General features: G+C 63.5%; 8 protein-coding genes. 7 read left to right on the top strand and 1 reads right to left on the bottom strand.

Annotation, left to right across the window (positions count from 1 at the left end; genetic code table 11):
* The first annotated feature begins 18 nt into the window (after positions 1-18).
* The 6 genes from AC6I1W_RS03815 to AC6I1W_RS03790 all read left to right on the top strand — a co-directional run bounded on the left by AC6I1W_RS03815 (position 19) and on the right by AC6I1W_RS03790 (position 8,806).
* Positions 19-2,283 carry an N-acetylneuraminate synthase family protein gene (locus tag AC6I1W_RS03815; RefSeq protein WP_270236872.1) on the top strand — a complete coding sequence of 755 codons (2,265 nt, stop codon included), beginning with the start codon at positions 19-21 and terminating at the stop codon, positions 2,281-2,283.
* Positions 2,283-3,326: a glycosyltransferase family 4 protein gene (locus AC6I1W_RS03810; protein WP_270236874.1), complete on the top strand. Its 1,044-nt coding sequence runs from the start codon at positions 2,283-2,285 to the stop codon at positions 3,324-3,326. The genes AC6I1W_RS03815 and AC6I1W_RS03810 overlap by 1 nt, the downstream gene beginning before the upstream one ends.
* Positions 3,323-5,461: a glycosyltransferase family 4 protein gene (locus AC6I1W_RS03805; RefSeq protein WP_270236876.1), complete on the top strand. Its 2,139-nt coding sequence runs from the start codon at positions 3,323-3,325 to the stop codon at positions 5,459-5,461. Before AC6I1W_RS03810 ends, AC6I1W_RS03805 begins: the two co-directional genes overlap by 4 nt.
* Positions 5,462-5,566: 105 nt before the next feature.
* Positions 5,567-6,577, top strand: a complete 1,011-nt coding sequence (locus tag AC6I1W_RS03800) for a glycosyltransferase family 2 protein (RefSeq protein WP_284950339.1) — start codon at positions 5,567-5,569, stop codon at positions 6,575-6,577.
* Between the two features lie 70 nt (positions 6,578-6,647).
* Positions 6,648-7,847 (top strand): rhamnosyltransferase WsaF family glycosyltransferase, encoded by a 1,200-nt coding sequence (locus AC6I1W_RS03795; RefSeq protein ID WP_493536901.1) that lies wholly within the window; start codon positions 6,648-6,650, stop codon positions 7,845-7,847.
* Entirely contained in the window at positions 7,844-8,806 is a 963-nt protein-coding gene (locus AC6I1W_RS03790; protein ID WP_221268673.1) for a glycosyltransferase family 2 protein, read from the top strand. Before AC6I1W_RS03795 ends, AC6I1W_RS03790 begins: the two co-directional genes overlap by 4 nt.
* Positions 8,807-8,851: 45 nt before the next feature.
* Here AC6I1W_RS03790 and AC6I1W_RS03785 read toward each other — a convergent pair whose 3' ends face one another.
* A complete protein-coding gene (locus AC6I1W_RS03785) occupies positions 8,852-10,075 on the bottom strand; it encodes a glycosyltransferase family 4 protein (RefSeq protein ID WP_270237498.1) in 1,224 nt (407 codons plus the stop codon).
* Positions 10,076-10,174: 99 nt separating this feature from the next.
* Between AC6I1W_RS03785 and AC6I1W_RS03780 the strand changes: the two genes are divergently transcribed.
* Positions 10,175-11,977 carry an ABC transporter ATP-binding protein gene (locus AC6I1W_RS03780; protein WP_270237497.1) on the top strand — a complete coding sequence of 601 codons (1,803 nt, stop codon included), beginning with the start codon at positions 10,175-10,177 and terminating at the stop codon, positions 11,975-11,977.
* The last annotated feature ends 247 nt before the right edge of the window (positions 11,978-12,224 follow it).

Genomic DNA, 12,224 nt, shown 5'->3' with positions numbered 1-12,224 from the left:
AAGAGGCCACCTCATCCCATGATCATCAACCGCCAGACCACCCCCTTCACCGTCTTCGGCGAGGACACCGTCCTCGCCGCGCTGACGAAGATCACCGACAACAAGTCGGGCATCGTCTTCTGCGTCGACGAGCACGGCATGCTCACCGGGTCCTTCTCCGACGGTGACTTCCGTCGCTGGATCACCTCCGAGGGCGCCGGCGACATGACGACCCCGGTGCAGGCTGCTGCCAACAAGGACTGCATACGTGCCAACCTCGGCGCTGATGTCGCGGCCATCTCCGGGCTGTTCCGCCCGGGTGTTGAGGTCATCCCGCTGGTCGACGAGCGTGGCCACTTGGCCGCCGTCGCCACCGAGGGTGCCGCCGAGATGACCATTGGTCGCCACACCATCGGTGAGGGTCATCCCTCCCTGCTCATCGCCGAGATCGGCAACAACCACCAGGGTGACGTCAAGCTGGCCAAGCATCTGGTCGATCTGGCCAGGGAGGCTGGTGCCGATGCCGTCAAGTTCCAGCTGCGTGACATGGATGCCCTCTACCGTCAGGCCGGTGGCGCCACAGCCGGTGAGGACCTTGGCGCCCAGTACACCCTCAACCTGCTGGCCAAGTTCTCGCTGAGCCCCGAGCAGATGATCGACGTCTTCGATCACTGCAAGGCCGTCGACATCGACGCTTTCTGCACCCCGTGGGACCTACCCAGCCTCAAGGTGCTGGCCGACTACGGCGTCCCGGCTCTCAAGATCGCCAGCGCCGACATGACCAACCACTCCCTGCTGCGCGCCTGCGCCGCCGAGCACCTGCCGATGCTGGTCTCCACCGGTATGTCGACCGAGGACGAGATCCTCGGGTCGGTCGACGTACTGCGTCGTGCCGGTGCCCAGTTCGCCCTGCTGCAGTGCCAGTCGACCTACCCGGCCCCCTTCAAGGACGTCAACCTGCGTTACATGGATCGTCTGGCCGTCCTGGGCAACTGCCCAGTCGGTTACTCCGGCCATGAGCGTGGCTACCACGTGCCGATCGCCGCGGTGGCCCGTGGCGCCCACATCATCGAGAAGCACTTCACCATCGACAAGACCCTCGAGGGCAACGACCATCAGGTCTCCCTGCTTCCCGAGGAGTTCGCCGAGATGGTCGTCCGCATCCGTGAGGTCGAGCTGGCCCTGGGCACGGACAAGGCCCGCGCGGTGTCGACCGGCGAGATGATGAACCGCGCCAACCTCGCCAAGTCCTTGGTGTCCACCCGAGCCCTGCACAACGGCGAGGTCATCACCCGGGACGCCGTGGCCGTCAAGTCCCCAGGCCGCGGGCTGCAGCCCAACCACCTCGACGAGCTGGTCGGTCGCACCATGCGTCGCGACATCGACGCCGGTGACTTCTTCTATGACACCGACCTGACCGACGCCGTCGCCCAGGGTCGCAACTACACCTTCCGTCGCCCGTGGGGCCTGCCGGTGCGCTACCACGACGCCCGCAAGCTGCTGTCCCACTCCGAGACCAACCCAAATTTCCTAGAGTTCCACCTGTCCTACAAGGACGTGGAGATGACGGCCGAGCAGATCGCCGAGGCCTTCGAGCACCGCAAGTTCGACGGCATGACCTACACCGTCCACTGCCCGGACCTCTACGCCGGCGATTTCATCATCAACCTGGCCTCCCCCGACGAGGACATCTGGGAGCGCTCGATCGTCGAGGTGCAGAAGGTCATCCAGATCGCCCGTGACCTCGACACGTGGTTCGACGCCGATGAGCCCCCGGTCGTCATCTGCACCATGGGTGGGTTCACCAAGGACGCCTTCGTGGCCCCTGAAGAACGCCCGGCCATGTACGCCCGGATCGCCCAGGCCCTCGAGCGGATCGACGAGGACGGTGTCCGTCTGACCTCGCAGACCCTGCCGCCCTACCCGTGGCTCATGGGCGGTCAGCAGCACCACAACCTCTTCATGGGTCTCGACGACACCGTCGAGTTCTGCCAGCAGTACGGGCGTCGTCTCACCTTCGACCTGTCCCACTCCAAGCTGGCGGCCAATTTCAACAAGATCCCGTTCAGCGAGTACGTGGCCAAGCTGGCGCCGCTCAGCGACCACCTGCACATCGTCGACGCCGAAGGTGTCGACGGCGAGGGCCCGCAGATCGGTGAGGGCGAGATCGACTGGCCGATGACCGCCAAACAGCTCGACGAGCTGGCCCCCGAGGTCACCTTCATCCCGGAGATCTGGCAGGGCCACGTCAACAACGGTGAGGGATTCTGGACGGCCCTCGAGCGCCTGGAGCAGTGGTTTTGATGAACCGACCGACCGCCCTGTGGGTGTCCCCGGTGAGCAGCCTCGCCGGGGTGGCCCGACATGTCCTCGACGTCGCTCAGGTCGGGATTCCCGGCTGGCGGATGGTCGTCTCATGCCCCTCCGGCCCTCTCGCCGACAGGCTCCGGGAGATGGACGTCGAGGTCGTCGACCTTCCCGTCGAGACCGGGACCGCGGTCCGATCCTTGCGCGCGACGATTCAGCAACTCGGGCCTGACATCGTCCACTCCCACCTGGCCGAGGCCGATTTTCTGGCAACGATGGCCTCGGTGGGCACCGGGGTGAAGCTGGTCTCGACCGAGCACACCATCCCGACGGACCGGTTCATGTACCACTCGAACCGGGCTTCGGCAGTCTTCATGGAGACAGCCCACCGTGTCCGGCTGCACCGATTCGCCCATGTCGTCGCCGTGTCTCAGGCGACAGAACGGGAAATGCGTCACCAGTGGCACACCAAGGTACCGATCACAGTCGTGCTCAACGGTGTCGACCGTCCCGCCACCCTGCCGCCCCGCGAGCCCGGTCTGAGGCTGCTGTCCCTGGCGCGGCTGTCGAAGGAGAAGAACATCTCCGCGACGATTCGCGCCTTCGAGCACATCACCCGTGAGCATCCGGAGGCGACCCTGACGGTTGCCGGCACTGGGGAGGAGGACACTTCCCTCAAGACTCTGGCCCACCGTCTGGGTCTCGACGACAAGGTGAGTTTCCCCGGCTTCGCCGACCCGGACGAGGCGATGGCCAGCCATGACGTCATCGTGCAGCCCTCGAAGTCGGACAACTGCTCCTACACCCTGCTCGACGCCCTCGCCTTCGGAATGGGCGTGGCAGCGAGCCCGGTCGGGGGCAATCCCGAGATCATTCCACCCCGGTGCATCGCCGAGGCTGACGACGCCGAGTCACTCGCGAAGGTTGCCATTCGCCAGGGGCTCCATCTAGACAACCGTCCCACCCTGACCGACGCCATTCCCACCGTGGCAGGAATGGCCGAGCGTATCTCCGAGATCTACCGGAAGGTCGCGGGATGAACACCTTCACCATCGCCTCCAACCAAGGCACGATGGGCGGCGGGGAGGTCATGATGCTGGCCATCGCCGAGGCCGCCCGTGAATTGGGACGCGACGTCACCATCGTTGCACCCCAGACTCCCGGCGACGTTGTTGCGGAAGCCCGCAAGCGGGGTTTCCGGGTCATCGCCATCCACGGCGACACCACCGTGAAGTACCTGGAGAATCTGCGTCGCTGGGACGCGCGTGAGCGCACCGGGCTGCTGTGGTGCAACGGGCTGCGCCCGGCCTTCGCCACCTCGGGGCACCCCGACCGGGTCGTCCACCTGCATCAGCGGCCACTCGGCAAGCTGCGCGCCCTGGCCGTCGTGGCCCGTCACGGGGCTCTGGCAACGGTCGTTCCCTCGGCGTCAATGGCTGAGGCAGTCTTCGATGCTCGGGTGATGTGGAACTGGAATCCCCCAGCACGCCACCGTGCTCCTCGCCCGGTGGAGGGCACCGTCACAGTCGGATTCCTCGGTCGACTGTCATCCGACAAGGGGGTCCCGCGACTGTGCGAGGCGATGGCCGAGTTGAAGCGCCGACACCCTGGGCGATTCAGGCTACTGCTGGCCGGGGAATCCCGGTTCGTCGACCCGGCCGACGCCCAACTCGTCGCCCGTCGCATCGCGAGTCTGGGCGACCTCGTCGACCACCGCGGCTGGATGGACCGTGACGAGTTCTTCTCCTCAGTCGATCTCTCGGTCTTCCCATCTGTATGGCCCGAGCCCTTCGGCCTTGTCGTCTCCGAGGCAATGTCGGCGCGCTGCCCCTTCGTCCTCACCGATGCCGGGGCACTGCAGGAGGTCGCCGGCCCCGATCATCCCTTCGTGGCGCGAGCGGACGACGCCACCAGCCTGGCCGATGCCATCGAGAGGGCCGCCGAGGGCTACGACAAGGGTCTCCTGGACGCAGCTCACGACCGCTGGCAGGAGAACTTCTCCCCCGAGGCCGGACGCACCCGTCTCGCGGAGATCCTGGCTGACGTCGATCCGGAGCCCGACCAGGGCGCCCCGCACGTCGCCATCGCCCACGACTACCTCACGCAACGAGGTGGTGCAGAACGTGTCGTCACCCAGTTCGCCAGAATGTTCCCGGAGGCCCCGATCATCACATCGGTGTATGAATCGGACCTCACCTACCCTGAGTTCTCCACTCATGAGGTCATCACCTCTCCGCTGAACAGGATCGGATGGCTCCGTCGCCACTTTCGAGCCGGTCTTCCGCTCTACGACTGGGCCTTCGACCACACCGAGGTGCCGGCGGGGACGGACACCGTTCTCGTCTCGACGACCGGTTTCGCGCACGGGGTCAAGACCCCACCGAACTGCCGGAAGGTGGTCTACTGCCACTCCCCCGCCCGTTTCCTCTACCTGGCCGACGACTACCTCGGCGGACAGTGGTGGCGCTCCCCGAAGGGGATCGTGCTCAAGGCCCTCACCCCGCCGCTACGACGCTGGGACCAGAAGGCTGCCGCTTCCGCCGACGAATACCTGTGCAACTCGACCGTAGTTCGCGACCGCATTCGTGACGTCTACGGCATCGAGGCGACTGTCGTCCATCCCCCGTACTCGTTGGATCCGGACGGCCCACAGGAGCCCCTACCGGGGTCGGAGAACCTTCCATCGTTCTTCCTGACAGTCAGTCGGCTGATGCCCTACAAAAATGTCGACGTCCTGCTGCACGCTTTCGCCGACATGCCTGACGAGCACCTGGTCATCATTGGGTCAGGGCCATTGCGCGATGAATTGCACGATCTCGCCCCGGCCAACGTATCCTTCTTCGAGGGCATCAGTGACGCCCAGTTGCGGTGGGCCTACGCCCACGCGGCTGCTGTCATTGCGCCGAGCAAGGAGGATTTCGGTTTGACCCCCGTCGAGGGTTTCGCGTTCGGAACCCCCTGCCTGGCTCTGCACGCGGGCGGATATCTGGACACCGTCGTCGACGGCATCTCCGGACAGTTCTTCGACTCTGCGACTCCTGACGCCGTCGTCCAGGCCGTCCGCTCGTTCCGCGAGAACCCTGTGGAGAAACGCGCCGTTCTCGACCATGCCGAAAGGTTCTCCCCGGACACCTTTTCCAAGGATGTGCGACATGCGATGAAGGCGTCCACGTGACCGGTGTTCCGGTCATCCCTCCCGCCTACCATGCAGCACAGACGATGCTGTCTCGGCTCGACGAACGAACAGTCCTCAATGAGCTTCGGACATGAAGGAGCGCCCATGAATCCGCACGGTGCACGGACTGCGGTGGTCAATCAATTACCTGAACCAGTGCGTCAAAACGCGCAACTGGCACGCCGGGTGTTCGGGCATTGGAGGGACAAGGACCGACGCGAACGCGATCTGACCGTTGCTCGTGGCATGAAGGGCACGTTGCCGCCCGTCCGGCCGCGGCGCCGCGATCAGGTGTGGGCCGTCTCGGTGGTCTTGAACGAGGTCGACATCATCGAGTCGACCGTCAGACACCATCTCGACCAGGGGTGCGACCACATCCTCATCGCCGACAACATGTCGACCGACGGCACGTTCGAACTCCTGCGCGACCTGTCCCGCACCCTACCGGTCACCGTCTTGAGCGACACCACCAAACCCTTTTACCAAGGGGCGAAGGTGACCTGGCTCAGTCGGGTGGCCTGGCTGTCGGGGGCTCGCTGGATCATCCCCTTCGACGCCGACGAACGCTGGTTCGCACCGGGTGAGTCCCTCCGGGAGTTCTTCACACGAAACACCCACCCCATCGTCGCTGCGACCCTCCACAATTTCTATCCCACCGATGACGATTCCGACACGTGGCGAATGCAGGTCGAACCCCACCCGATCGCCAAGGTCGCATATCGCAGCCACCCCCTCATCGAGGTGCAGGAAGGAAACCATCACGTTGCCCTTCCCGGGTACCCCGGCTCCCACTCGGATCTTTACATGGCACACTTTCCGTGGCGGTCAAAGGAACAGCTTCGCCGGAAGGTCCTTCAGGGTGCCGAGCGGCTTCGGATGGCGAATCTCGGCGAGGAAGTCGACGGCCACTGGTGGCAGATGGCCGACACCATCGACACCCGCGTGGAGGAGACGTGGAACTGCATCCTCGGCCATCAGGACGTCGACTTCGACTTCGGGTACAAGCCCGTTGGGGAACTGACTGCTGTTCCGGTCCTGGACTGGCAGACGTGGCCGGAGGAATTCACCCCCATGGATGAAGGAAGGAACAGTGGATACACGAGCGACCCTCACTGAGTTCGCGCTCCGCGCCTCGCGGAAGGCGGCCAGTATTGTTGGAGCTACGGCCCACAGCACGGAATCGCGGATGTCTTGGGTCCAGGCTTCCCTCTCTCACAAGATCGACTTCGCGATGAAGGGGCTGGACTGCCCCACCGCGCAGCAATACCTCGACGGCTGCAGTCGTCTCACACGACCGATCAAGACCGAGGAAACGTCACGGCAACCGTCGATCGTCGTTCTCGGCATCCTGGACACCAGCGCCATCTTCGGTGGCATGGCCACCCTCTTTCGTGTCGCGGCCGCACTGGCACAGCAAATGGGCAGGCCCCTGGTCGTCGCGCAGACGATGGGTGCCACCAACGCGAATGCGTGCGACACCTTCCGTGCCCTGGGGCTGACTCCCGACGCCGTGAAGGTGACTTCGGTTGACATCCGCGACCGGACAAACGATGTTCTTCCCCTCCACGAGGACGACATCGTCGTCGTCAGTGCTTGGTGGGACGCCGTCGCCATCTCGAGGATGGACCGGAAACGAGAGTTCGTTTACCTCATTCAGGACTATGAACCCATCTTCTACAGCAACTCCGACGACTTCGTAGCCGCCGAGGTCAGCTACCTGAGCGGGAAGTTCGTACCGATCTTCAACACCTCCGAGCTGCGGAAGTTCTTCGCCACGAAGGACTACTTCAACGCATCGGACGCCTGCTTCTTCGAACCTGCTGTGGAGTTGCCAGCCATCCCACGGTCCCAACGCCCTGATGACCCCCACAAGCTGTTCTTCTACGCACGCCCCGGCGTGGCACGAAACCTGTTCCGCACCGGTCTGGCGGCCATTGACCTCGCCCTGGGCCAACCCGAGATGACCGGCTGGGAGGTCCACTGCGCGGGCAGCACCGAAGTTCCCGAGGTCAGGTTCCGCAACGGGACCAAGCTCATCCGCCACGGCAAGATGGCGGCCCACGACTACTTCGCCTCGCTGGGCACCTATGACATGTGTCTGTCCCCCATGCTTGCTCCGCACCCGAACTATCCGACCCTCGAGTTCGCGATGGCAGGGGTTCCCGTGGTGACGACGAGATGGGAGACGAAGACCGACCTCGAGCACTACTCCGGGCTGATTCGCCTGGGTGCTCCCACCCCCGAGGCACTCGCGGAACGGATGGTCGAGGTCGCACGCATGACCGACATTGAGAGGGCGACCCGCGCCCAGCAGGGCAATATTCCGACGGCTTGGGACGAAACCCTGGCCCCCGCCGCATCCAAACTCGCGGAGCTGTTGAAATGACCAATCACCTCGGAGACCTCGTCACAATCATCGTGGTGTCATACAACCACGAGCGCTACATCTCCCAGTGCCTCGAGTCCATCGAGAAGCAGACCCTGCGCCCTAGTCGAGTCATCATCCTCGATGACCGCTCTTCGGACTCCTCTGTCCAGATTGCAGAACGCTTCGCTGATGCCTCGGACCTCAACGCCACCGTCATACCGCACCGCTTCAATGTCGGCCTGTGCCGAACACTGAACGAGGCCTTGGACATGGTCGACACGAAGTACTACGCGTACATCTCTGCCGACGACTACATGATGCCGACCCGGCTCGAACGCCAACTCAAGCTGTTCGAGACTCTCCCGGACGACTACGCCGTCGTCTACTCCGACGCATGGCGGGAAAACGGAGACATGGAGCGCCTACCCGAGCGGTTCAGCGAGTTCTACAGGTGGAAACCTCGCGCCGAGCGTGTTGGGGACGTCTTCCTCACCGTCCTCGAGTCGGCCTGGATTCCGGCCCCCTCCGCGATGGTTCGCACCGACTACGTCAAACGGATCGGAGGTTACGATCCGCAGATCTTCTTCGAGGACCTGGACATGTGGGCTCGCCTCGGGGCCCGGTGGAAGTTCGAGTCGATTGACGAGCCCCTGGTCGTGTTCCGTGAACTGGAGTCGTCGTTGGGGCACCAAGAATTCGAATCAGAGAATCCTCGATTCCTCGATGCACTGACCCGGGTGCTGCTCAATGCCGAAGGCCTGCGGCCCGAGCACGACGCGAGGATCCGCGCCCGACTCTGGGAACTCCTCATGAGGTCTTGGAAAGCCGGCATGCCGATGAGGGGCCGGGCAGCCGTCGCGAAACGGCTGGCTCCCCACACCGGCTATCGGACCTCCCCGCTGTACGCGGCGATGATGGGTGTCGGGCTGCCTCACCCGAGCCGCATCATCAACCGTCTGCGCAAGCCTCGCGGATGACGGTCGGACGGTTCCTGCCCGGCGGCGATCACTGCGGGAATTGGATCACTCCGGGAATCTCTGCGGGTGGAAGACCGACGCCACCTTGCACTCGAAGGAGTCCCATGAGTAGTGGTCGAGGGAGATGACGCGGCCCTCGGCCGCTCTCTTCTCACTGCGGTCGCCATCGGTGAGGGTCTCGATCAGCGCATTCACGAAGTCATCCGGATCGTCGGCGACAAGTCCGAAGTCCTGGAAACGGTGGACGCCTTCCGCGCCGATGGTTGTGGAGACCACTGGCACCCCTGCACACATTGCCTCGATCGTCTTGAACTTGACGCCTGATCCCATGAGAAGTGGAACCGCCACCACCGCAGCCCGGGCATAGAGAGGGTCAAGGTCGTCAACCCACCCCGTCACGCTGATGCCGTTCTCGCTCGAGGCGAGCGCGCTGACACGATCATCGGGGTCGCCTCCAGCTAGAGTGAGAGTGGCATCGGGAACCGCTGCTCGCACGGCCGACCACACCTGTTCGACCAACCACTGGGCTCCCTCGACATTGACGTCGCGACGGTAATAGCCAACGACCAGCACCTCGTGTCCCTCGGGTTCACGGGCAGTCTCGTTGATGCCTAGAGGAGGACAGATGACCTCCACATCGGCCGCCCCGAGCTCACGCAACAGATCAGAATCCTTCTCGTTGAGAGTGACCACTGCATCGAGGTGCCGGAGAACCGCTCGTTCCTGCATCCTCGTCCATGCCGTGATGGCTTTCCAGCGAAGCCGTGCGGCAGATGTCGAGGTCTCGTCGGCCCGTCGAGAGAAGAGCTGGCTCATGACGTCATGGAAGGTCCCCACAACACGTGCATGCGGATTCATACGCTTCAGAATCGGGGCCAGACGTATGAACTCCAGCCATTCAAGATCGATGACGTCGGCCTGTTCGATCAGGCGACGCCCCTCGCCATCGAGCAACCAGGGCAGCCAGCGCATCGGGGACGCGGCCGGATCAAGACGCCGAATCGCGTTCTCGAACCGTCCGGGCAACTCGGCGCGGTCAAGAATGGAACCGGCAGGGTGCTCACGTCGAGGAGGCACCACGCCGCGGACATCCTCGAGAACCTTGCCGAGTGAATCCGACGGGGCGACGGCAACGACCTGGCCCCACCGACGATGTACTCTCGCCACATCGCGGAAGTAGCGCATTCCCGCGCTCGGAGGGTCCACCTGAGGCAGGCCTCCCCCCATCATGACGATGTGCGACAATGCGACATTCCCTTCTAAACTCATGTCTGCCGGACACATGTCCAGCCAACCAGAGTAGTGCGCCTACACACCGCACAAGACCAACCGTGGCTCCGCCGAGGTCACGCATCACCTAGGAGATCAATGCCGAGCAAGGAGCAGCTGCGCCTAGCCTACGACCACCCAACCAGACGCAAAGCTGTCATGGGCATCATTGGCTCATCCATTGCCTCCATCATTGACATGACAGCCGTCATGGCCGTCGCTCCTCTGTTCCAGCTCCTCATGGGCGCAAATCTTCACACCATCGGACCCATCGGGAACCTGACCGCATCTATTACAGGAGACTCGTCCCGTGGCCACGCGATCGCATTGGTGGGCGCAGTGGTTTTCGGGGGCTTCATCATCAAGGACGTCTTCAACATCTTCTTCGGCTGGTGGATGAGCACCTTCATCACCACCACCCAGGCCAAGGCATCCGTGAAGCTGATGAAGTACTACTTGGACGCACCCTTCTCACTGCATGCACAGCGTGGGACGGTCTCCTTCCTGAACACTCTCGGCCCATCGGTTGGTCAGGTGTACACCTACCTGCTGGGCGGTGCGATGTCCGCCATCAGCTCAGGAATCACCATCCTCTTCGTGGCCATCGCCCTTCTCATCGCAACACCGCTACCATCTCTCTTCGCCTTCATCTACATCGGTGGAGCCGCCCTGATCTACTCGCGCATCATCAAGCCGCGGTCCATCCGCGCAGGCTCTGAGGCTCTCGCCGCTTCCAGAGCGGGATACAAAGCCGCCCTGCACGCGCTGGGCGGTATCCGGGAGGTCATCATCCGCGGGTCCCAGCCCCACTTCATTCATCACTACGAGGACTCGCAGATCCGTGCGGCACGAGCCAGTCGCGACGGAAACTTCTACGGCAGCCTCCCGCGATATCTGCTGGAAGTCCTCTTCGTCATCGGCATCACGATCCTGGTCATCGTGACGATGCAGGTCTCCGGTGGCGAGAGCATGATGGCCTCGATCGCTGTTCTCGGCGCAGCCAGCTTCCGGATCCTCCCAAGCATCTCGACCCTCTTGGGTGCTCTCAACACCATGCGCATGGGTCTTCCCGGCCTGGAGGACCTCAGCCATGACCTCCGTGCGGCCGAGGCCCTGCGCATCGAACGCTCGTCCACGACGGAGGCACCCCTCGCCTTGGAGAAGGAAATCACGGTCGACCATCTCTCCTTCCACTACGAGGACGGACCCCTCGTCCTGGACGACATCTCGCTCACCATTCCCGTCGGCCAATCGGTCGCCCTGGCCGGAAGCTCCGGCGCTGGGAAGTCGACTCTCATTGATCTCATCCTCGGACTGCGCTCTCCCTCAGACGGCGCCATCCGCTCCGACGGCACCGACATCGCCTCGGCGATGGCGTCCTGGCGCAAGAACATCGCCGTCGTCCCACAGGAGGTCTTCCTCCTGGACGCCAGCTTGGCTGAGAACATCGCCTTCGACCAGCCCCGCGACGAGATCGACGAGGCGAAATTGTCCCGAGTCATCAAGCAGGCCCAGCTGGACGACTTCATCGATGATCTCCCGGACGGGGTCGACACCGCGATCGGAGAGCGCGGATCCCGCCTCTCTGGTGGGCAGAGGCAGCGTGTGGGTATCGCCCGTGCCCTGTACCGCGAACCTGAATTGCTCATCATGGACGAGGCAACCTCCGCCCTCGACAACGAGACCGAGCACAGGATCACCCAGACGATCGAGTCACTGCACGGAAAGATGACGATGATCATCGTCGCCCACCGACTTTCGACCGTCCGCAATGTCGACAAGGTCATCTTCTTCTCGCACGGGAAGATTGACGCCAGCGGCACCTTCGAGGAAGTCCAGACCCAGAGCGAGGAGTTCGCCCACCTGGTGGCGCTGGGAGACCTGTCAGGAAAAAAGGGGTGAGCCCCGCCCAGTATCTTGCCCGTTCACCTCGCAGGCTCCCGAATCATACCCGGCCAGCCCGTGAAGCTGCTTTCTGAAGCATCGTCCGCGAAAGAGGGATCATGCCAACACTTGCGCTCACCCTGCCGTTTCCTGTAAACGCAACTGAAAACTCAATCTCAATCGAGCCCAAAACCCTCTCCGGGCTCGAGGAATATGCGCGTCTGTGGGACGGAGACATGGTCCTCGTGGCCACTCGCACGGAACA

The organism is Cutibacterium sp. KB22876, assembly GCF_059728865.1.
The sequence above is the reverse complement of the archived record's forward strand: the minus strand, read 5'-3'. Positions and strand labels throughout refer to the sequence as shown.